The organism is Bacteroidia bacterium (genome assembly GCA_023228875.1).
Lineage (GTDB): Bacteria > Bacteroidota > Bacteroidia > NS11-12g > UBA955 > JALOAG01.
In genome coordinates this window covers 220,525-243,562 of record JALOAG010000004.1, presented here as the reverse complement: position 1 = coordinate 243,562, position 23,038 = coordinate 220,525, and the positions used below count along the sequence as shown (strand labels likewise).

General features: G+C 36.6%; 21 protein-coding genes, 1 tRNA gene and 1 pseudogene. 10 read left to right on the top strand and 13 right to left on the bottom strand.

Annotated elements, in window-relative coordinates:
• Positions 1–304 precede the first annotated feature (304 nt).
• From M0R38_06525 to M0R38_06510, 4 genes are all read right to left on the bottom strand, one after another.
• Positions 305–378: transfer RNA gene (locus M0R38_06525), tRNA-Asp, on the bottom strand.
• Between the two features lie 85 nt (positions 379–463).
• Positions 464–1,324: a 3-deoxy-7-phosphoheptulonate synthase gene (aroF, locus tag M0R38_06520; protein ID MCK9481397.1), complete on the bottom strand. Its 861-nt coding sequence runs from the start codon at positions 1,322–1,324 to the stop codon at positions 464–466.
• A gap of 13 nt (positions 1,325–1,337) precedes the next feature.
• Positions 1,338–2,639, bottom strand: a complete 1,302-nt coding sequence (locus M0R38_06515; protein MCK9481396.1) for a DUF4270 domain-containing protein — start codon at positions 2,637–2,639, stop codon at positions 1,338–1,340.
• 59 nt (positions 2,640–2,698) lie between these two features.
• The gene (locus tag M0R38_06510) at positions 2,699–3,517 is read right to left on the bottom strand and encodes a glycogen/starch synthase (GenBank protein ID MCK9481395.1); all 819 of its coding nucleotides are present in this window, start codon (positions 3,515–3,517) and stop codon (positions 2,699–2,701) included.
• A 133-nt stretch (positions 3,518–3,650) separates the two neighbouring features.
• Between M0R38_06510 and panC the strand changes: the two genes are divergently transcribed.
• Positions 3,651–4,490, top strand: coding sequence for a pantoate--beta-alanine ligase (gene panC / locus M0R38_06505; GenBank protein ID MCK9481394.1), 840 nt, complete (start codon positions 3,651–3,653; stop codon positions 4,488–4,490).
• Positions 4,487–5,632, top strand: coding sequence for an LUD domain-containing protein (locus M0R38_06500; protein ID MCK9481393.1), 1,146 nt, complete (start codon positions 4,487–4,489; stop codon positions 5,630–5,632). The genes panC and M0R38_06500 overlap by 4 nt, the downstream gene beginning before the upstream one ends.
• An 8-nt stretch (positions 5,633–5,640) precedes the next feature.
• On the opposite strand, the gene recF is transcribed toward M0R38_06500, so the two are convergent.
• Complete coding sequence (gene recF, locus M0R38_06495; protein MCK9481392.1) at positions 5,641–6,717, bottom strand: DNA replication and repair protein RecF; 1,077 nt, start codon at positions 6,715–6,717, stop codon at positions 5,641–5,643.
• Between the two features lie 59 nt (positions 6,718–6,776).
• Between recF and pdhA the strand changes: the two genes are divergently transcribed.
• From pdhA to M0R38_06475, 4 genes are read left to right on the top strand one after another with little or no spacing between them, the layout of a single operon-like run.
• Positions 6,777–7,778, top strand: a complete 1,002-nt coding sequence (pdhA, locus tag M0R38_06490) for a pyruvate dehydrogenase (acetyl-transferring) E1 component subunit alpha (GenBank protein MCK9481391.1) — start codon at positions 6,777–6,779, stop codon at positions 7,776–7,778.
• 50 nt (positions 7,779–7,828) lie between these two features.
• Complete coding sequence (locus M0R38_06485) at positions 7,829–8,527, top strand: hypothetical protein (protein MCK9481390.1); 699 nt, start codon at positions 7,829–7,831, stop codon at positions 8,525–8,527.
• Entirely contained in the window at positions 8,511–8,990 is a 480-nt protein-coding gene (ribH, locus tag M0R38_06480; protein MCK9481389.1) for a 6,7-dimethyl-8-ribityllumazine synthase, read from the top strand. Before M0R38_06485 ends, ribH begins: the two co-directional genes overlap by 17 nt.
• A gap of 58 nt (positions 8,991–9,048) precedes the next feature.
• Entirely contained in the window at positions 9,049–10,359 is a 1,311-nt protein-coding gene (locus M0R38_06475; GenBank protein MCK9481388.1) for a hypothetical protein, read from the top strand.
• Here M0R38_06475 and M0R38_06470 read toward each other — a convergent pair.
• Both M0R38_06470 and M0R38_06465 read right to left on the bottom strand, forming a co-directional pair.
• Positions 10,337–10,987, bottom strand: coding sequence for a class I SAM-dependent methyltransferase (locus M0R38_06470; protein MCK9481387.1), 651 nt, complete (start codon positions 10,985–10,987; stop codon positions 10,337–10,339). The genes M0R38_06475 and M0R38_06470 overlap by 23 nt on opposite strands.
• A 7-nt stretch (positions 10,988–10,994) precedes the next feature.
• Positions 10,995–11,762, bottom strand: a complete 768-nt coding sequence (locus tag M0R38_06465) for a UDP-2,3-diacylglucosamine diphosphatase (GenBank protein MCK9481386.1) — start codon at positions 11,760–11,762, stop codon at positions 10,995–10,997.
• Positions 11,763–12,214: 452 nt separating this feature from the next.
• Here M0R38_06465 and M0R38_06460 point away from each other — a divergent pair.
• Positions 12,215–13,441 (top strand): annotated as a pseudogene (locus tag M0R38_06460) (pyruvate dehydrogenase complex dihydrolipoamide acetyltransferase).
• 73 nt (positions 13,442–13,514) lie between these two features.
• On the opposite strand, the gene M0R38_06455 reads toward M0R38_06460, so the two are convergent.
• A complete protein-coding gene (locus tag M0R38_06455) occupies positions 13,515–14,150 on the bottom strand; it encodes a peptidylprolyl isomerase (GenBank protein ID MCK9481385.1) in 636 nt (211 codons plus the stop codon).
• A 214-nt stretch (positions 14,151–14,364) separates the two neighbouring features.
• Between M0R38_06455 and M0R38_06450 the strand changes: the two genes are divergently transcribed.
• Positions 14,365–14,853 carry a DinB family protein gene (locus M0R38_06450; protein ID MCK9481384.1) on the top strand — a complete coding sequence of 163 codons (489 nt, stop codon included), beginning with the start codon at positions 14,365–14,367 and terminating at the stop codon, positions 14,851–14,853.
• 67 nt (positions 14,854–14,920) lie between these two features.
• On the opposite strand, the gene M0R38_06445 is transcribed toward M0R38_06450, so the two are convergent.
• A complete protein-coding gene (locus tag M0R38_06445) occupies positions 14,921–17,380 on the bottom strand; it encodes a TonB-dependent receptor (protein MCK9481383.1) in 2,460 nt (819 codons plus the stop codon).
• 82 nt (positions 17,381–17,462) lie between these two features.
• Between M0R38_06445 and M0R38_06440 the strand changes: the two genes are divergently transcribed.
• Positions 17,463–18,119: a metal-dependent transcriptional regulator gene (locus M0R38_06440; GenBank protein MCK9481382.1), complete on the top strand. Its 657-nt coding sequence runs from the start codon at positions 17,463–17,465 to the stop codon at positions 18,117–18,119.
• Between the two features lie 23 nt (positions 18,120–18,142).
• On the opposite strand, the gene M0R38_06435 is transcribed toward M0R38_06440, so the two are convergent.
• The 3 genes from M0R38_06435 to M0R38_06425 all read right to left on the bottom strand — a co-directional run bounded on the left by M0R38_06435 (position 18,143) and on the right by M0R38_06425 (position 19,663).
• The gene (locus M0R38_06435) at positions 18,143–18,583 is read right to left on the bottom strand and encodes a PepSY-like domain-containing protein (GenBank protein ID MCK9481381.1); all 441 of its coding nucleotides are present in this window, start codon (positions 18,581–18,583) and stop codon (positions 18,143–18,145) included.
• Between the two features lie 10 nt (positions 18,584–18,593).
• A complete protein-coding gene (locus M0R38_06430; GenBank protein ID MCK9481380.1) occupies positions 18,594–19,037 on the bottom strand; it encodes a PepSY-like domain-containing protein in 444 nt (147 codons plus the stop codon).
• 173 nt (positions 19,038–19,210) lie between these two features.
• Positions 19,211–19,663, bottom strand: coding sequence for a GNAT family N-acetyltransferase (locus tag M0R38_06425; protein ID MCK9481379.1), 453 nt, complete (start codon positions 19,661–19,663; stop codon positions 19,211–19,213).
• A 569-nt stretch (positions 19,664–20,232) separates the two neighbouring features.
• Between M0R38_06425 and M0R38_06420 the strand changes: the two genes are divergently transcribed.
• Positions 20,233–22,323 (top strand): dipeptidyl peptidase 3, encoded by a 2,091-nt coding sequence (locus tag M0R38_06420; protein MCK9481378.1) that lies wholly within the window; start codon positions 20,233–20,235, stop codon positions 22,321–22,323.
• A gap of 229 nt (positions 22,324–22,552) precedes the next feature.
• Here the strand turns inward: M0R38_06420 and M0R38_06415 are convergent, their stop codons facing one another.
• On the bottom strand, positions 22,553–23,038 hold the full coding sequence (locus tag M0R38_06415; protein MCK9481377.1) for a biopolymer transporter ExbD: 486 nt from the start codon (positions 23,036–23,038) through the stop codon (positions 22,553–22,555).

Here is a 23,038-nt window from a genome sequence, read left to right as displayed (position 1 = left end):
ACCTGTATTGTCCTTAAAAAGTTTACAGGTTAAGATTAAATCCTGATATTTACACATTTTGGTATAAACCTATTTTAGGACAAGACACACCTTTGTGAGCAATTATGACAAGCAGTTTCAAGAAATGTCAAAGTCGGAATATTGGCAGATAATTGTAATGAAGAACCCTTTCTTTATGCTTCTATTCAGAAGTGAATTTTTAGACTAATCTGTTATGCAAGATTTATGCATGCAGATTATGTGCATTTATTTCAAAACAAAAAAAGCCAACTCGTTTAAATCAACGAATTGGCTTTAACACTTGCGGTCTGGACGGGACTCGAACCCGCGACCCCGTGCGTGACAGGCACGTATTCTAACCAGCTGAACTACCAGACCTTAATCTTGTTGAGAACTATCTCTTTAAGAGGGCGCGAAGATATATATTCATTAAAAACAATGCAAATCAAAATTTGAATTATTTTTAATTTTCAATGTTGACCTGTTTTCTAAAGTCGGGACGTTTACCAACAAGGCTTGACAAAGAATTTACGTCTTCCAATATCTTATCAAATTGGTCAAAATAAACAGATTGATCTCCATCAGAAAGCGCTTCTTGAGGCTGATTGTGCACTTCAATCATTATTCCATCTGCACCCGCTGACATAGCAGCAAGACTCATTGGGTGTACTAATGTACGAAGACCTGTTGCTTGGCTTGGGTCAACAAAAACAGGCAGATGAGAAAGCGTCTTTACCAATGCAACGGCATTTAAGTCTAAGGTATTTCTTGTTGAATTTTCAAAGGTTCTAATACCTCGTTCACACAAAATAACGTTCGGATTCCCTCCCAATAAAAGATACTCAGCTGCAAGCAACCATTCTTCTATTGTACTACTCCATCCACGTTTTAACATGATGGGTTTATCGGTTTTTGAAAGTGTTTTTAATAATTGGAAATTCTGCATATTGCGTGTTCCAACCTGAAAAACATCAGTGTATTCATATACTTTCTCAACCAAGTTGGTATCCATGACTTCAGTAATGACAGCCATGTGATTCTTATCTGCTGCCTCTTTAAGATATTTCAACCCCTCCTCTTTGAGTCCTTGAAAAGAATAAGGAGACGTTCTGGGCTTATATGCTCCCCCACGCAAAAAATGAACGCCTCTCTTTGATAAATAGGAAGCAATTGTATGTATTTGTTCTTCATTTTCAACGGCACATGGACCGGCTATAACATTAAAATTATCACCTCCTATTTCAACTCTCTTAACTTTAAAAACAGTGCGTTCTTGTTTCCAATCTAAACTCACAAGTTGATAGGGTTTTCTTTTATTTTCCATTTTAGAATGATAATTAAAGTTTTGAGTAGGTAATAATTAATCTAAGGCGTTGTTCTATCGGATTGTCCTTTCTTGCATCAATCACAACTCTGGCAGGAGTAATTGGCAAGTCTATAGTATTGGTCAAATAGAGTCCAAAATTAAAATCATCTCCATGGTTGAAATATGCACTGTAAACATCTTGAATATGTCTTGTGATTGTGAATTTATATTGCCCCCGTGCTTCATCATATATGCCGCCATAAGTTGATTCAGAAGTAATTAAGTCAATCAAGGGTAAATTTCTACCGGTTTTTTCATCCGGTTGATTCAATAATAATCGAGTTGGAGCTTTATAATTTGTTGTAACCAAATCTTTAAAAACAGGAATTACTAACTCTGCTTTGTGGATGAATATTTTTTCATTATTTGCGAGTGAAAAAAGATTCGGAAATCTAAAAAAAGTCTTAGCACCGGTCAATGCCTGTACGTAAGTAGTATCAAAATTCCCGGCAGCAAGTCCTTTTTGAACCGAAATTTCTGCAGGTTGTTGTGAAAATTTGTATTGAGAAAACTTAAGGGCAGCAGAATCTAACAGATAATTAGCATGTTTATTCCCGTCATAATAGACATGAATTTGAGCAGCATTCGCTTTAAAATTAAAACCTACAACAGCACCTTCTCCTGCAGCGGGATTACCAATCGGCTTAATACAAACTCCTTTCATAAAAGAAACAAATGAAGATTGTGTATTAATATTATTTGGACCTGCATCAATCAACTTATTGGCAAACTCATTGCTAAGGTAAATTTTAATACCCGGTAGCACATTACGAACAACAGAATCTTTCACCATGACGCTATCGGAGAAATTATAAATACCTGAGTAAGTTCCAATAGAGGTTGGTTTGTACAACACACTATCAGTTGAATAGTATGTTTTAGTTGCGTCCAAATCAGCATCCAATTCAAACACCTCAAATTGCTGGGTTGAATTGAGGTTGCCATACGTTGCAATAGTAGAAGTAAATGGAAGAAAAATGAATGCGGAATCTGCACCATTAACAGCCTCAATCAAATTGTTCAGCGTAGCTAAACGTACTTGCGTATAAATAGCAGCCTCACTGATACCAAACACCGGGTCGTTCATTTTGCCGGCAAGTTGTTGATTACTTGACATACGAGACGGAATAGAATCTTCCCTAATGGTTGAACTCAAAACAGTAAGTGTATCTGTATAATACAAGTCGGTTGGCTCAATAGACCCTGTGTTCAACGAAATTAAATCATCGCGTTTTTTACAACCTGAAGTAAATACAAATAAAAGGGTCTGCAAAATGCAGACCCATATAAAAGATTGTTTCTTAATAAGATGTTTCAAAGGTTGATGTCTGATTATGATTTGTCTAACACAGAACCGTAAAACTCAACGTATTTTTCTGCAAAATATTCTATGTCTCCTGCAGGGTGCTTCAAATTGGGTTTACCCTTAATATATTCCTTCAGTTCAGGAGAAAGACAGTCAGAACAATTAATGACTGCATCAGAATAACTGACACCACCAATATGCATTCCCATGAAATCAGCTTTGCCAAAACATTCCAAATGCTTGTCGTCCAACTCATTCAAACTCGCTTTTTGAGCGAACTCTTCGCCCAGACAAGCATTATCTTTTTCTGCAAAAACAGAATAAATCACCTTTGAGTTTCTAAATACCGGTTCGTCTTTATAGATAGTCTTTACATATAAAGGAATCAAGCTTGTCATCCATCCTTGACAGTGGATGATATCGGGAGCCCAACCTAATTTCTTAACCGTTTCCAATACCCCTTTACAAAAGAAAATTGTTCTTTCGTCATTATCATCAAAGAACTCTTTGTTCTCATCATGATACAAGTGTTTGCGATGGAAGAAATCTTCATTATCCAAGAAATACACTTGAATTCTGGTTCCCGGTATTGATGCAACCTTAATAACCAATGGGTTATCGTTGTCCCCAATTGATATATTAATCCCTGAAAGTCGGACTACTTCGTGCAATCTATTTCTCCGCTCGTTGATTAACCCAAAACGCGGTACTAAGACCCTGATTTCGTTGTTGTGTTCTTGAATTGCCTGAGGCAGATGTTTTGCGATTGAAGAGACTTGTGATTCTTCTAAGAATGGACTCATCTCCGATGACACAAATAATACTTTCTTTCCTGTAATTGCCATATCTTATTTATTGAGTAGTGTTTATTAAAGCACTGCAAAGATAATATATTTTTATCGTTAATTTGCCAAATAACCTTTTTGAAGTTTTCTTTGCCCCTGATTTCCGCCTTAAATAACAACAAATTTAGAAGCAGTGCAAATAGCCAAAACCGTCAAAGAATTAACTGCAATAAGTGCAGCACACAAACATAGCGACATTGGCTTTGTACCAACTATGGGGGCGCTGCATCAAGGGCATTTATCTTTGATTAAAGCAGCTAAAAACAAATCTGACTTTGTAATCGTCTCTTTGTTTGTCAACCCCCTTCAATTCAACAATCCCGAAGACCTTGAAAAATATCCTCGCAACTTGCAACAAGACATTGAAGTTGTTCAAGATGCGGGTTGCGATTTACTATTTGCTCCTTCTGTTGAAGATATATACCCACCCGGATTACAAAATATCACACTTGACATAAGCCACATTGATTCTAAGTTAGAAGGGAAAATGAGACAAGGGCATTTTAACGGAGTGGTACAAGTGTTACACAGACTCTTTTCTCTCATTAAACCAAAGGCAGCATTTTTTGGACTTAAAGATTTTCAACAATGTTTGGTAGTGAGAGAACTAATCAATACTTACTTTCCTACTATTGCCCTCTTTCTCGAACCAACAGTACGCGAGCCTTCAGGATTGGCAATGAGTTCACGCAATCTACGATTGAGTCAGGTAGGGAAAAATAAAGCAGCTCGGATTTATCGAACTCTTTCATTTTGCAAAACATTGTTTCCTTCAAGAACTCCGCAAGCGATAGAAACTGAAGGAAAAGCATTATTCAATGAACATGGCATCCAAGTAGAATATTTAGCAATAGCTGCTATGGATGATTTAGACACACCAACACATTGGGAAAAGAATAAAAAGTATATTATTTTAGCTGCGGTATATATTGAAGGTGTACGGCTTATTGACAATCTAATTCTTAATTCATGAATAACAATTCCGAAATACACTTTGAAGACAAGATTGATTTTGAGGAATTCAACTCAAGAATTAAGTATGCCCTTTCACATTTTGAGAAACCACAACTTGCAAAGAAACGGTTGCGTTTTTACAGATGGAAAACTGTAGAAGAACTGGATAAAAACATTTTAGAGTTCGAGAATGCCACAAAGCGTACAGGAGGAAACATTTTATGGGGAAATGACATTGAAGATTCGGTCAATACGATTAAATCTATTTTAGAAACAAACAACAACAAATCGGCTTTCATCTCCTCAAAAACAAGCTCCGAAATTGACTTAGGAAATACGATTAAAATCGATTCTTTAGAAGAATTTCACAAGAAAAACAAAAACCAAGTGCCCGACTTAGTGATTGCACAAGCTAAATTTTTGGTTTCTAACTCAGGACATATATACTATTGCACTGCAAATCGCAATGAATTTGATGCAGTATCAAATGCTAAAGTGCTCATATTCGTTGCAGGTATTGAAAGCATAGTCAATAATGGAGTTGAATTAGAACTCGCAAAAAATCTCTTCAGCACTTATGAACTTGGGCAGTTTGGATATCCCATGGAAATATTGCTCAAATCAGGCAAACCCGAAAATCGTTTTACACAACACGTTCATTTATTAATTGTGGATCATGGGCGCTCAAATCTTTTGGAGAACTCTTTGAACAGAAGGTTTTTCCCATTACTTAATTTTGAAATACCTCATGCAATTGCAGAAATATTTTGGAAACAAAGTAAAAACAACCCTGATATAACATATCCATTTCAACATTTTCTCACTGATACATTAAGAAATTCCGGAAATCACTCAAAGAATTTTCTCTTTGCAAACAACGCCTATAACCGACTTTCAGCGTTTTTACCATTCGAAATGGATGTGTATGACTATTTCATACAATCACGACTGCATTATACCGGTTCAATTAAGTCAAACTTATTAAAGAGAATCACAAAAAAGAATTATGTCAAAGCATTTATGCAGCCAAAATCAAAAATGCCTACAAAGAAATTTGTAGCTTTTCTGAGAGGAACTATTATGAACAACGATTTTAACCCAAAGAATCTTCCTGAAAAGACTTTCATTGAGCAATACTATTACGACAAGAGAAAAATTTAGCTTAATTTTTACATATCCCAAAAGAAATGCTCTCCTTCAAAATGCGCAATATTCTTTTGTACTCTTTCCTTATGAGAATCCGTAACAATCACTTGCTGCGGTTTGAGGTCATGAATAATTTGCATTAAGGATGCAGCCCGTCCGGCATCAATCTTTTCGTAGATATCATCCAATAACAGTATAGGTGCTACTCCTTTTTTTTCTCTTAGCCACTCGTACAATGCAATTTGCATAGCAATAACAAAAGACTTGGTTTGACCTTGAGAGCCATATTTCTTCACATAAAAACCATGAATGAGAAAATCTAGATCATCCTGATGAACACCTTTTGTTGTACGTTCCAAAATCAAATCCTTTTCTAATTGCATCGCCAACCATTCTGCCATTGTTCGTTCTTTAATCTGCGAAACATAGACCATCTCGGCTTTTTCAATATCACCAGACAGCTTAGCATAGACAGGTCTGAAATATTGAATAAGTTCTGCAACAAACTTGCTTCGATAATCATAAATGATAGGAGTATTCTTGATTAACACCATATCATAACTCTCCAACAATTCCACATCTCTCTTCCCAGATTTAGCAAAGGCTTTCAGTTGTTTATTTCGACTTTCAAGTGCTCGTTTATAGTTGTCCAATGCTTGTAAATATTCCGGATACACTTTACACAATGCAGTATCAATAAACCTACGTCTCTCTTCACTTCCATCCAAAATCAATCCAATATCAAAAGGTGTAATCATGACAACGGGTATAGTGCCAAGATATTGAGACAGTTTTCTCACCGGAACATCATTAAGCAAGACTTGTTTTCTCTTTCCGGATTCTAAGCGACACGCTATCTCTATTGGAACATCATTCACAAACTCAGCCTTGATGCTAAAGCCGGGACTATCATGCAAAATCAACTGTTGGTCAAGGTTGTTGAAATAACTCCTGCTATTTGCCAAATACCAAACTGCATCAAGGATATTGGATTTGCCTACACCATTATCACCTGTAATACAAACCCATCCTTGCGGCAATTCAACCTCGACTTTTTTATGGTTTTTAAAATTAGATAATCTCAATTTATGAAGCCACATAGTTCAGGTTGGTCTGTAAACTAAAAAAATATATTTTTGCGCTCACTAAAAAAATACTCATGAGTAAGACCGCAAAGCTAACATTTGGAAAAGAAACTTACCGCAATTGGTATGAGTTAATGTTATTAACCAGACGTTTTGAAGAGAAATGTGCTCAAATGTATAGCCAACAAAAAATCAGAGGCTTTCTACACTTATATAACGGACAAGAGGCAATTACAGCCGGCACAATGAGTGCAATCGGTCCAAACGACCCGCTTATTACTGCATACAGAGATCACGGCCACGCATTGGCAGTTGGCATTGAACCAAAATACTTGATGGCTGAATTATACGGGAAAATTACCGGAAGCAACAAAGGTAAAGGTGGCTCAATGCACATGTTTTCAAAGAAACACAGATTTTATGGCGGACACGGAATCGTAGGAGGTCAAATTCCTCTGGGGGCAGGTATTGCTTTGGCTGAACAATATAAAGGAACAGGCAATGTATGTTTAACCTATATGGGAGATGGGGCTGTAAGACAAGGCGCGCTTCACGAAACGTTTAATATGGCGATGCTCTGGAAACTCCCTGTTATCTTTATTGTTGAAAACAATGAATATGCCATGGGAACTTCTTTACAAAGGACTACCAATCAAGTTGATATTTACAAAATGGGTATTCCATTCGACATGCCATCTTTCCAAGTGGACGGCATGACATGCGAAAGCGTTCATGAGGCTATTGCATCAGCAGTGGATAGAGCGAGAAAAGGGGATGGACCAACCTTCTTAGAAATCAAGACTTATAGATATAGAGGACATTCCATGTCTGACCCTGCTAGATATAGAAGCAAAGAAGAATTAGAAGAGTACAAACAAAAAGATCCAATTGAAACAACCAAGGCAACCATGCTAAAGAACAAATTTGGAGATACTAAGTACTTTGATGAGCAAGATGCCAGAATTGAAAAAATCATTAATGAAGCTGTTGAATTTGCAGAAAATAGCGAATTCCCTGATGCTTCAGAACTTTATACAGATGTTTATATTGGAGATTATCCTTTTATAATGGATTAATTTTTTCTCAAACAAAATATTACTTTTGCCACACTTATTTTAATCCCTGAATGACAGACCATAATCACGAAGAAAACGAGTTCTATCACAGAATGATAGAGTTTGTTGAAGAGAAGAAAAAAGCAATTATTTATACAGTAGGAGCTATCATTGTAGTAGTTGCCGGATACTTGGCATATCAACACTACATTTTGAAACCAAAACAAAAAGAATCACAAGAAGTTTTAGCCAAAGTGCAAGATTATTTCAAACAAGATTCTTTTAGTCTTGTAGTTAACGGAGCTCCCGGATTTAAGAGCGCAGTTCAAATTAGCTCTGAATATTCAAGCACTAAAGCCGGTAATTTGGCTAATTACTATGCAGGTATCAGCTATCTTAAATTAGGTGAGTATGACAATGCAATAAAATACTTGAAAAAATTTGACTCCAATGGAGATAAACTTGTCGGAGCACTTGCATTAGCTTGCATTGGTGATGCTTATGTAGAAAAAAGCGATTTTAAAGAAGGTTTAAAATATTACAAACAAGCTCTTGACTACAACACCAATGAATTGACAACCCCAATTCATGCAAGAAAAGCCCTCAATGTTTATATTGAATTAAAACAATATGAAGATGCGCTTCAACTCATTGCTAAACTCAAAAAGGACGAAAACACACCTGCAGATTTCAAAACCGAACTTGATAAATATCAAGGAATGATTGAAGCTAAGAACGGTAAATTTAATCCTGATGTCAACACAAAATAAAAATCTTTCATCCATAGAAAACATACCCAATGCCGAGACTGCACGTTTCGGCATTGTTGTATCTGATTGGAATACGGAAATCACTTCAAAGTTATTTGAAGGTGCATACCAAACACTCATACAAGCAGGCTGTACCGAAAACCATATTAAAACCGTTCGAGTACCCGGCAGTTTTGAGTTGCCACTTGCAGCACAAAAATTAGCTGAATCTTCCTATATTGATGCTGTAATTTGTCTGGGGTGCGTTATTCAAGGCGAAACTCCCCACTTTGACTTTGTGTGTAATGCTTGTGCTAACGGAATTATGGAAGTGGGGTTAAAATATAATAAGCCCGTTACTTTCGGAGTACTTACAACATTAGACCTTCAACAAGCACAAGATAGAGCCGGTGGCAAATATGGAAATAAAGGAGTTGAAGCTGCTGCTACTGCATTGATAATGCTGGCTTCATTGAAAAAGTAGGCATTTTTATCATTTTGGCATATTCTTTTCTGTTCTTATACACTAAACTTGCAGTCTTATGAATCATTTTAATAAAATACTCTCCTTGCTCCTCATTTCCTGCCTGACACTTTCTACAAATGCTCAGGATGTTATCAAATTCTCAGATAGCAATCTGGTGGTTAAGCAGTTTTTTAACAACAATGGTGAATGGGTTATTATCACAAATAATAACAAAGCATTCTATTACGATGATAAAGACAAAAAGGAAATTACAAATCTGGATGGATACAACTGGAAATATACATTGTCTAGTTCCCAATTCAATGATAGAGTTTGGTTTGACAAAGACAATGTCTATTTTGGAAATCAAAACAATATAGAACGTGTAAGTAAAAAAGATGGAGTATTAATTGATGAACTCCCTTTTGCAAATGTTAACAGTGCACCGTATTCAGATGGAAAATACATATACTTGATTGCTGAATACAAAGGCAAACCCTCTCAGATTTGCTATTATATCAAAAGAAAGAAAACCGTTTGGGCGGCAACAGTGCCAGCAGGTTTCAACACACCGATTTATACAGAACGATTTATCATAACCAGAGATGAAACCGGATTTCCAATTACTTTGGATTACGAAAAAGGCAAGCCAAAATTACCTTCAATTTACGAAGGTTCGTGCCCATTCAATTCGTGGGTGGATATGTTTAACATGCACCATAACGACCTTTCTGACAGCTTTTTTTATTATGACGGATACATATATGCCGTGAATTTTCATTACGGTTTCTTCAGCAAGTACGAACCAAATAATTATCCTGTGCCATTGGTTACAGTGGACATGAATAAATTTACCAAAAGAGAACCGTTTAGCTATGCAAAGACACCTGATGGCTCATTATTCTATTCCAGACAAGGAATTCAATTTGTATCAGACAAGGAATTGGACAGTCTGAACAAAACACAACGCAAAGGTCCTATGGGAACTTATATGCTGAGCATACCACTTTCTAAACCCCAATATTACAAAGTTAAATCAACTACCATCTTAGGCAATTTTGAAGATTTTCTCAGTTCTCGTTATATTGCATTCTTGGAAAATCGCTACATAGTATTTGAACAAAATAAGCAAATGATAGGTGTAAGTCCAAAAGGTGCAAGAACTTACAATTTCCCTAAATTATTTTACCCTATCGACAAATATTGCTTATTTGACAATGTGCTAATCTATTCCACCCCAACACTTCCCTATTTGATTAAGATGAAAGTCGAAAGAGTATTTACACAAGAAGAAATTGAAGCAATGCAACCTTCTCCGGAATTATTAGAAATGATGCAAAAAATGCAAGATGAGCAAAATGCGTCTAATGCCGAGAACAACAAATAACCATCTGGGTTCTTTGTACCGGGTTTGTAATTGTATGCTCTAACACCTTAAAATATTGAGCTACATACGCTCCAAACTCTTCAAAAGTCCATTCCCTGTAATGACACTCATTGTTTGGCGGACCATATTTCCACGGAGACATATCCAAGTTTCTATCAGGTGTGCTAAAAATAAAATACTTAATTTGATGCAAGCGAGAGAGTTGTTGCATTAATTTATCAGGGTCTTCTACGTGTTCAATGACATCAGAACAAAGCAGCAACTGCGCGTCATAATTTTCCCAACGTGAATCATTAAATGCAAACCACTGCTCTTTAGGATAAATCTTTTTCAGATAGCTAATATCTAACTCTACACCGGCTTTGGAAGCGTTTTCAAAATACTTCATCAACTTATAGCCGGAACCACACCCAAAGTCAAGCACACCGTGAAGATTATGTTCATGATATACTTGCACTGCACGCAAATAAACTTCTTGTTGATACTCATCTTTCAGATTGCTATCATCAAATTTTTGAACCTCGTTGCGATGAAGATACCCTCGCTTTATACCAAATTTGGATTTGCGCAAAGATGCATTGGCAACTTTAAGCCTATAATAAATTCTTCTGATTAAATGAATATTCATGGGAAGCCTATGCAATAAGATTGCCGGTATATGTTTTTAATTCAAGATGCTCTCCATCATAGACTGCATACGTAAAATGAGTAACCCATTCACCCAAGTTAACATATCGAGAGCCTTGTTCTAATTGGATGTCCAAAGGCAAATGCCTGTGTCCAAAAATAAAATAATCAAAATGCTCTTCTTTCAGTTTTTGTTTTGCAAATTGTGTAAGAAATTCATTTTCATCTCCTTTGTATTCTAAGTCTGAACGGTAATTTGCCTGCCTGCTGCGTGAAGAAAAATAGCGGGCTAAACTAATACCAAAATTGGGGTGAAAACGAGCAAAAAGCCATTGAAAAAAAGGATTCCTAAAAACTGATTTCAGGAATTTATAACCGTAATCTCCTCTTCCAAGCCCATCGCCATGATGCAGAAAAAAACGCTTACCATTTCTTTCAATAATCAATTCGTCAGATATCACTTTCACACCCAGCTCTTTTTCTAAATATCCAAACATCCACATGTCATGGTTGCCTTTAAAAATTGTAACAGGAATTCCTGCATCTACCAACTCAGCAATTTTGCCTTGAAACCTTGTAAAACCTTTGGGAATAACAGTCTTAAATTCAAACCAAAAGTCAAAAATATCTCCAAGCAAGTAAATTTCTGCAGCGTCATCTTGTATCATCGACAACCACTTCACAACTTCTTTTTCTCGTTTGTGATTATCTGTCTCTTTTTCAAATCCAAGATGAAAATCAGAAGCGAAGTAAATATTATTTTTAGTATTGCTCAAAGCGGTTCAAAAGTGCGATTTTTATTACTAAAATGAAAGTATTTATTGTCCTAAATCATGTATAGAAACAAATTGTCAAACAGAGAAGGATTTCAATTAGGATTTACATAGTTTCTATATGGAATTTTTGTGAATGTCTAAATTGTTCAGTCCCTGTTTACTACATCTGGAACTTTGAACCGGTCTTAAGAAATCTCACCATAACGGACACGGTCGTATCCATTTGAACGTATTTACAACACATTACATTTATCAAAAAAGATTAATTGTAATCCCAATCTTAAAAGATGAAGCGACTATGTGAGATAGAGACTTTCTCTTCCAACAATGTTCTTGTAAAGATAGCAGAACTGTACATTTACTTAAGCATTTGTAATCCAAAATTACAAATCTGCAATTTTGTAAATCCATTGAATTTAGATAGGTTTGCACCTCTATAAAAAGCAATTGAAATAATGGCAAAACTCATAGCCCTTAACAAAATGACCGACACCATGAAAGAAGGTGTGTTGGTTAAATGGAACAAAAAGAAAGGTGACGCAGTAAAACCCGGTGATATTTTGGCTGAAGTTGAAACAGATAAAGCCACAATGGATTTAGAGAATTTCGAATCAGGAACACTCTTAGAATTATTGGTTACCGAAGGTACCACAGTGCCTATTGGAGGTGCCATTGCAGTACTGGGAAATAAAGGGGAAGATTTCTCTGCTCTATTGGCTCAAGCAAACAGCAATAGCAGTACAGACCACAAAGAAGAAACAAAACCTGCAGTTGAAACTGCAACACCTGCAACAACTCCGCAAGTGTCTGCTAATGTTACTCATACTGCAAATAATGACGGACGTTTGAAAGCTTCACCTTTGGCAAAGAAACTTGCTGAATCTAAAGGCATAGACATTCATGCTGTTGTTGGAACCGGTGATGGTGGCAGAATCATAAAGAAAGATATTGAAAATTACACACCTGCAACCGGTGGTGCAGCATATATTGCCAGCACTGAAAGTTTCAGCGAAATATCTGTGTCTCAAATGCGCAAAACAATTGCTACACGGTTAGCTGAAAGCAAATTTACAGCACCTCATTTCTATTTGACAATGGAAATCGAAATGGACAATGTGCTCAATTCGAGAGAAAGAATGAATGTAAATGGCGATGTCAAAATTTCTGTGAATGATATCATCGTGAAGGCAGCTGCCATGGCATTGAGAAAACATCCTCAAGTAAACTCTTCTTGGTTAGGAGATAAAATTAGAACATACAACCATATACATGTTGGTGTTGCAGTAGCTGTTGACGAAGGGTTATTGGTTCCCGTTGTCCGATTTGCCGATCAAAAACCACTTTCAGCCATCAGTGCTGAGGTGAAAGAGTTTGGAAAGAAAGCAAAAGAAAAGAAATTACAACCTCAAGATTGGGCAGGTAATACTTTTACGGTGTCTAACTTAGGTATGTTTGGCATAGATGAATTTACAGCTATCATCAATCCGCCCGATGCTTGTATCCTTGCAGTGGGTTCGGTAAAAGATACGGTTGCTATTGTTGACGGTGAAATTGTAGGCAAGAAAATTATGAAAGTTACATTAAGCTGTGACCATAGAGTGGTTGATGGTGTTGTGGGTAGTAAGTTCTTGCAAACTTTCAAAGGATATATGGAAGACCCTGTAAAAATGCTGGTTTAATCCTTTGCTCTCAAACATTTTGGATTGAATACAACACTGCTTTAACTAAAAATAGGCAAGAGCATTAGGTCTCCTACTCTGTTACTTCAAAATCAAAATCTTTCTTAATTTTCTCTTTTGTCATTTTAACAACCGACACCTGCATTGGGATGTCCTGATTTGGCTTGTTGGTTGACATATTCCTGGGCTGACTCACAATTGAATCTGCTGCCTCTATGCCTTTGATAACCTCACCAAAAACGGTGTACTGACCGTTTAAATGTGCTGTGCCGGAAGTGCTCACGGCAATATAAAACTGAGAACCGCTTGATTCTTTGTTTGGATTTACTGCATCACCCAGTCTCGCTGCTGCAATACTGCCGCGTTTATGAGTAATTTCAGGATAGATTTCTGCGGAAATTGTATATCCGGGTCCACCTGTACCATCACCTTTGGGGTCTCCTCCTTGAATCATAAAATTAGGTATGACTCGATGAAAAAGTAGATTGTTATAGAAACCTTCTTTGCTCAGTTTGATAAAATTCTCTTTGTGCTTGACTGTCTTGTCATACAACCAAATATACATATCTCCGTAAGGAGTGCCCATTTTGATTAATTCATACTCCTTTTTTGGTACTGTTGAATTATCATCTTTTGAATCTGATTTTTTACAAGCTGCAGTGAACAACATCATTACAACCATTGAAATAGCAAGTATTGGTTTCTTCATAGTGAACATGTTTTTTTAGAGCAAGTCAAAAGTAATAAAAATGCTTTGTGCTACAAATATTACAAAGTATTTCATCAGGCAAGTACTTCGAGTTCAATCGCATTGCTTGCAAAACTCCATTCTTATTCATGCAGTATTATACAGATTTAAGCGAATCTCCATCAAGTAACATTCATGGTTTAAACTAACTTCGCATCCATTAATTAGATTAGCTATGACTTACATTCAATTACTTATACAAGAGATAAAAAGAGAAGCTGAAAGCACAATAAAACTTTTAGAAAGAATCCCTGAAGATAAATTTATTTGGAGACCTCATGCAAAGTCAATGTCATTAATAGCACTGGCTGCTCATACTGCGGGACTGACCGAATGGCCCGCATTGATTGCAAAAGCGTCTGAATTAGATTTAGCAAATCATCCAAAAGTGGTTATCAATCACACACAAGAATTAGTGCTAATAGTGATTGCAGGTGCAAAAGCATCTGAAGAAGCACTCAACACAATCACAGAAAATGACTTAGACAGAGAATGGACTTTGAGATTTGGTGAAAATATCATCAAGAACCTGAATAAGCGCGATGCCATACGTACCTCTGCACTCAATCATCAAATTCATCATAGAGGGCAATTGACAGTGTATTTGCGTTTACTGAATATTCCACTCCCCGGACTATACGGACCCAGCGCTGATGAGCAATAATGTAGTACGATACAGGACTTGAATTATAGGAATTGATATTGTCATAGATGAGGTTGATTCTGTTTTTTCAGAAAGACAGGACTGCCTTCAACACTATATTCCTGCCCATATTGTAAATGCCTGTATATCCGCTGCTTGAGTGGGTATAATATTCAAAATACTTTACCCTATTCAAATGAGATTGATAAACCGTGTTCATCAAGTTATTGACATGACAAACAAACAGTATTTTATTTTGTTTGTTGAAACGCAGCTGAGCACTTACCCCCAGATTGAACAATAAGTAAGCGGGTGTGGCAGTCTCCGTACTACTCAATCCCATATACCTGTTTTGAGGGGCATTATATTCAAATTCAACCTTAGGGGTGATGGATGAAAATGACTTTGACTTTAATTTGAAATCATAAACCACACTGCTCATGAGCTTGAGCGGTGGAATCAAAGGTAGAAATTCTCCATCCGTACCTTTTCCTTTATAAAGCGGGTTACGATTAAACCCATAAACAACACTCATCAAATTATCCCATCGCAACCCTTTGACTCGTTGTGGAAACAGAGAGAACATCATATCTGCACCATATAGTTGTGCAGAGGACTGCTGATATTGCTGTGTTCTGTTGCCTTGTGCATCCAAAATCGGATTGCCATTTGCATCGGCTTGTGTTTCCATATAAATGAAATGTTGAATATGATTATTAAACAAGTTGATTTCTGCCGAAATACCTTTATCTGTGTAATGCAAACCAATATCTTCTTGAAACGAAAATTCAGGTTTAAAACTTCTGTTACCTTTGTAAATAATGTGTGCACCCGGATCTAATCCATTGCTGCCTAATTCGGTGATATTGGGGGCGCGGTAAGCGCGTCCTATATTGGCTCTTAGGGTCAATTGCTTAGTGGCTTTGAATGTTAGCCCTACGCTACCGCTTATCCCACTATAGTTGTTTGAAAATGCTTGAAATCTTAAGTCAGGTTGGCGATTTGCAGTATCTGTTAATTGCTCTTCAAAACCGGTATGAGGATTCAATCCCACATAAAAATCCCCCCATTGAACATTTCTAAGGTCGTAACGCACACCGCCACTCACATTCCAGCGATTTTGTTGCCATTTTGCATAAACAAACACACCTCCTTCATTCAAATGATAGTTGGGTATGGGAAAATCACTTGCATCCATGTTTGTATTGTGTTGTATCATCCCGTTTACACCCAAAGAAACTGATACATTATTCACCTTAGGCGCATTATAACGTACTCCGTAATTCATTGTATTCAATTTCATAAACATTCCTGCTTGAGCCGGTTGTGTAGGATGAGTATATTCTCTTCTGACATTTTGCTGTATGCCTGCTAACACATCTATATCTCCTTTGCCTAGCACATACATACTATGGAGATAAATTTTGTTGTGCTGAATATGTTGGGCAAGTGTAGAGATGTTATAAGAGTTAAGCTCTTCATTTGATACAAGGGGGCGATTGGTTATATCGTCATTATTGCCTTCATAAATTTGTTTTGTAAATCTACGCGAAACAGAATCCCTGCTTCCATCAGGAATAGCTTGCAAATTATTATATAGCGAAAATTGAATATGTGTGAATCCCTTTTTTGATTTTAAACCAGCCAAAGCCGAAAAATTCATTGTGTTAAAATTCGTTAAATACACCCTGCCTTCAATCGGATTTCTATAATTTTTTGCTAATCTATAGGAGCCACGCATTGCAAATAAAAAACGATTGTTTGCATAACCTAAATGAATGCCCTCTCCTATGAGATTATTATTGGTTTGATACTCTGAAATATATTTCCCGTGCAACTTACCATCATTTTGGTTTGGAATAGGAGAATACAAACTGATGACACCGGCTAAGGCATCCGAACCATACAACAGACTTGCAGGTCCTTTGATTACTTCTGCCCGTTCTATATTGTAATCATCAACCTCTAATCCATGCTCATCTCCATATTGCTGACCTTCTTGTCTGATTCCGTCAAAAAGAGTGAGTACACGGTTATATCCCAATCCATGAATAAAGGGCTTAGAAATATTTGGACCAGTTTTGACCGATGTCAATCCGGCAATATTTTTAACCAATGCATCAATAATGTTACTCTGTGTTCCTGACTCAATTTGTTCAGGAGTAACCATTGTTAAAGGAATCGGATTTTCTCTAAAATGTGCTGTATGGGCAGAACCTGAAATAACTACACCTTTAAGCTCTATGTTTTCGGGTATGAGCATAACTTCATAATGATTGCGATGAGCAACTACACGAATTGAATCACTTTTATAACCAAAAGTATGAATAACCATTAAAGTCATTGCATCTCTGTCTTTGATTATCATTTTAAAAGAGCCATCCGGGTTTGTTAATATTCCTGTCCCTTCTTCGGGAATCAACACATTGCAGTAAGCAATGGGTGCTTTTGAATCTTTGTCATATACCATACCTGTAATTTCTCTTGTTTGTGCCACACTCAATACTTGCGAGAACACCAGAGTACAGATGAATAATATTTTTTTCATTGTTTAAATTTTCGCTTGCAAAACTAATTTTGTTTGACTTGTCTAACAAATATATTTTGACAAATCTTTTTACATTTGCAGTATGCTATCCCAAACAGAAGAGAACTACTTAAAAGCACTTTTTCATATCACCCATGAAATAGAAGAAAAACAAGATGCCGGCACCAATGAATTGGCAGCATATTTAGAGGTAACGCCTGCCACTGTTAATGACATGCTAAAAAAGCTAAAAGAGAAGCAATTGGTGATGTATGAGAAATATGGCAAAATCACATTGACCCGTTCAGGAAAAGAGTTCGCAATTGAAGTAATTCGCAAACACAGACTTTGGGAAACCTTTTTATTTGAAAAACTAAAATTCAGTTGGGATGAGATTCATGAAGTGGCAGAACAATTAGAACATATAAAGTCGAAAAAATTAGTAGAACAGTTAGATTGGTTCTTAGAATACCCGGAAGTGGACCCGCACGGAGATCCCATTCCAAATACAAAGGCAGAAATAAAATTGATGAAACGTAGAACACTGAATCAAGTTCCTGCGCATGAAGTTTGCACTTTGATTGGCGTAAAAGATAACAGCGCGCCTTTCTTACAACACGCAATGAAAATTGGGTTAGGACTACATTGTAAAATTAAAATATTGAAACATTATGAGTTTGACGGTTCGGTGGAAATTGAAGTGAATCAAAACCGCTCAACCATTAGTCAAAAATTTGCAGAAAATCTTTTCGTGCAATAGTTACATGGGTTTACGTAGTCGTCTTAATTGTCAATTCTCAGAAAATCACCGTTCATGCTGAACTCCAAGTCCAAATCAGAGTCCAAGCCTACTTGTTGATTTTTCCCTTCAAGTTGCCAATCAGTAATTACATTTGAGGGGTAATTAGCTGCAACATAGGTTCTAATCTTCTCAGGAATTACACTATCAGGCAATTTAGCATTTCCGTCAATCTCAATAATTTCTTTCTTGCGATTAAACTCAAGGTTCACACCCCCATCCAGCACTACATCATAAGTTTTGGTAAATCCATCTATATCTTTCACCACTTGCAAAATTTTATGTGTTGTAAAATGGGTTGAGGTATAAGTGGCGATTTCCTCCGGCACTTTAGAATCAGAAAGCACTGTTTCTTTTTCGCATCCGCTCAAAATTGGAAGCCCTGCAATCGCAAGAGCAAAAATCCATTGTTTTGTGTATTTCATAGTAAAATTATTAATAATCAATTCTGATAAAATTGCCTTTCAACGTAAATTCTATTTCAATGCCATTATCCAGTTTTACTTCCTGATGTTTCCATTCCTTTTCCCAGTCTGTAATGAAATTGTTTGGATAATGCTTTTTCACATATTGTCGAATCGCTTCAGGAATCACACTCTCCGGCAATGCAACTGTTCCATCAATTTTGAACACCTTAAATTTTTTGTCAAACTTCAATTCCGTTTTATCATTGAGTTTTACCTCATACTCTTTAGACACACCTTCAACTTCCAGTTCAGCCAACACAATGGTATGTGAGGGAAAATGTGATTTTACATATTGTTGAATAGCTGAGGGGATCTTGTCATTGGGAATGATGCGTTCTTGAGCAAACGTCCAAACAGGAGCGAGCAACAAGAAGGATAAAACAATGCGGGTAATTGAGGTATGTAGGTTCATAAAATATTGATTGAATTAACACTTCAAAGAAAGAGTAAATGAGTGGGAATTCTTCCAACTTTATTAGCTAATAACAACAGCTTAATCGAAAACCCCCCTCTTTAAAAATGCACAGCAGAATCCGGTGTATTATCGATTCCTACACAATGCTGCTTTTTGATTACTAAAGAATTTCAGGATGCATATTCCATGGAATACAGGTCAAAACCCTCAGCCCAGTAATCTTTCACAACCTCAACCAGTCGAAAACCCTTTTTTTGATAAAAACCAAAAGCAAGTTGCGAAGTTCTGACTGTTATTTGCCTGATACTTGGTATTGACTTTAAGATATTGATTCTATGTTGCAACAACATAGTTCCCAATGACATATTTTGATAATCAGGATGAAAGACATCCCAGCTTATTTTACCGATAGTACGTTCTTGTACAAAGTTAATTCCGCCACAGCCAACAATCTTACCGACATATTCGAACACAAAATACATTTCACTTTTCAAATCAAGATATTGTTCAAAATCCTGTTGTTCGGCAGGAGCAAAAAAGGTTGGTATATTTAAGCACAGCAAGCGTACAAGTTCCTCCCTGTCTGTTGTTTTATATTCGCGAATCAATGCACCACTCACCATTGCATCCGATAAATTGTTTGATTAAAAAGTCCTTCAACATTGCTTTAAATTCATGCAATTTTACACAAATAAGACAAAACAACACCCCGTATATTGCGCATTGAAAAACTTCCTAATAAATAAAACAGCTACCCTAAATTGAAAATAACAATTATCAAAATAAAAACAAATCGGATTGGACAACAAGGTTGGGTGGAAGAAGCGAAGAATGAATAAAAAGATAATTCAAAGTGATTTCAAATTAAAAACACTATGCTCACATACTCTGAGTTTGTCGTTGTGACACAACACATAAAATAAAAAAAATCACTTAGACAATAACCGTTAAAACCCAACCTTTTACTGCTTTTCAGATAGTGTGGACAAGAACGCCAGCCATCAATATCAGCAGCCTTTGCACAAGCTCTCCTAAGTCCGACTCCCTAAAAAAAGATTAGCAAACTGCTGTGGTCTTATAATTATTCTAACATTTGACATCCATTCATAGTCAGAAAACTCTATTAAATAAAACTTCTCTTTGTTTAAAATTCATATTAATTAGTTTTGCATGCTACAAAAAAATTACAGCTATGAAAAAAACTACTAAAACCGGTTTACTCTTACTTTCGGGTTCATTAATGGGATTAGGTATAATGTCCGGTTGCTCAGGAAACAAAACAGAAAATAAAATGGAAGAAAAAACAGAAATTTCAACACAAGACAGCACTTTTAAAGTCAATGCTGAGTCCTTTGCAGACTTACAATTACTTCGTTATCAAGTACCGGGATGGGAGAACCTTACTTTACAACAAAAGGAGTTTGCATATTATCTATACCAAGCAGCGTTGTATGGCAGAGATATTATTTATGATCAACGCGGGAAATACAACCTTTTAGTCAGAAAAACGATAGAAGCCATTTGGGCGAGCCCCAACATTGAAAAATCAGGCAAGGATTGGGAAGACTTTAGAACTTATGCCGGACAGGTTTGGTTTAGCAATGGTATTTATCACCACTATTCAAATGACAAATTTGCTCCTGCATTTTCTTTTGAAGCCTTTGCAGATATGGTAAAGAAAGTAGATGCTAAGACTTTACCACTTCAAGAAGGGCAAAGCGTGGATGATTTACTCAGTTTCCTCAATCAATTGATGTTTGACCCTTCTTTTTTGCCTAAAATGGTGAACCTGAAAGAGAATGTTGACCATGTAACAGAGTCAGCCAATAACTTTTATGAAGGTGTTACCGAAAAAGAAGTAGAACAGTTTTATGCTAAATTCCCTCATACCGGCAAAGACCCTGAATGGGGTTTGAACAGTAAAACCACAAAAGAGAATGGAAAGATTGTAGAAAAAGTTTGGAAATCCGGTAGCATGTATGGTGCAGCGATTGACAAGATGATTTATTGGATTGAAAAAGCTATTCCACTTTCCGAAAATGAACATCAGAAAAAAGCATTAGAGCTATTGGTTGAATACTACAAGACCGGAGACTTAAAACTTTGGGATGAATACAGTATTCAGTGGACAGCAAACACAGAAAGTGTGATTGACTTCACAACAGGTTTTATAGAAGTGTATGGCGATGCAATCGGAAAAAAAGGAAGTTTTGAGTCAGTTCTTTCCCTCAGAGACTTTGAGTCAACAAAAAGAATCAAAGCAATTTCAGACCAAGCACAATGGTTTGAGGACAATTCTCCATTAATGCCCGAACACAAGAAAAAAGAAGTAAAAGGAATCAGTGCAAAAGTAATTACCACTATTGTTGAGTCAGGAGATGCAGCACCCAGCACACCTATTGGTATCAACCTGCCCAACTCTGATTGGTTGCGCAAGGACTATGGCTCCAAATCCGTTTCGTTAGGAAATATCATTTCGGCTTACAACAGCAGCAGCGCAAGCAGTGGCTTCTTAGAAGAGTTTGTAGATGACACAGCCAAATTGGCAAGGATGAAAAAATGGGGCAATCTTGCAAGTGACTTACATACCGATATGCACGAATGTATAGGACACGCATCAGGTCAAATTAACAAAGGAGTTGCAACTCCTGACAAAACGCTCAAAAACTACGCTTCAACATTAGAAGAAGCCAGAGCAGATTTGGTTGGTTTGTATTATGCCATAGATCCTAAACTTGTTGAAATCGGGGTAATGGAAAGTATTGAAGTGGGCAAAGCCGAATATGACAACTATATGATGAACGGCTTGATGACACAATTGACAAGGTTAAAATTGGGTGATGACATTGAAGAAGCACACATGAGAAACAGAGCATTGGTTGCCTATTGGTGTTATGAAAAAGGGAAAGCAGACAATGTGGTTGAAATGGTGAAAGTCAATGGCAAAACCTATGTACATATTAATGACTACAACAAGCTCAGAGAATTATTCGGACAACTTTTGAGAGAAATTCAGCGCATTAAGTCTGAGGGCGATTATGTAGCAGGTAAAAACCTTGTAGAAACATACGGTGTCAAAGTCAACCAAGAGTTACACAAAGAAGTTTTAGAAAGATATGCGACCTTGAATCTAAAACCGTACAAAGGATTTATCCAACCTAAGCTTGTTCCTGTAATGCAAGGCGATAAAATTATTGATGTCAAGTTAGAATATCCTGAATCTTTCTTTGATCAAATGATGGAATACGCAAGAGACTACTCTACGCTCCCTATCATCAATTAAAATTTCACACAATCAGTCTATTGCAAAAAGGCTGTCCAAAACGGACAGCCTTTTTTTATTCATGCTCTATATCAGATCCAAGAGTATTCAATACTTCTATTAATTGGCTCTTTGAGGCACAAGATGGTATTAAAATGCTCGGTATATAAGTTGGCTAAAAAACTTAATGTAAAAGCAAAAAAAACCGCTCCAAGTATGAAGCGGTTTTCAAGATATAATCTGTTAAAAATTATCTACCTGAATAATCAATATGACCTTGGTGGGTAGAATAATTCAATTTGAGTGCATTTGCTTCTCTGAGTTGTTGTTTAACATCCGTAATAATTCCCATCTTCACATCCCTATCAGCCTTTAGAGAGATAATAATTTTACTTCTGTTATACTCAGGTTGCATTGTTCTCCTCATCTCAATCCAAGCAGGAATTTCTTTTACATCCTTAATGATTGCATCATTCAATTGGATACGAGGAGAAGTTCCATACAATTCGGCAAAGCGTGGATTAGGAACACCAATGTAAATAAAGCTGGTAAGTGTTTTATCTTCTAATTTCACAACTTCTGTTGCAGTTGGGGTAGCTATTTTAACTTTTAAATCTGCATCCTTCATTTTAGTTGCAGTCATAAAGAAGAATAGGAGCATGAAAACAATATCAGGCAATGAAGCTGTGCTAATCTTTGGGGTTCCTTTGCTATCGTCTTTTCTAAATTTTGACAT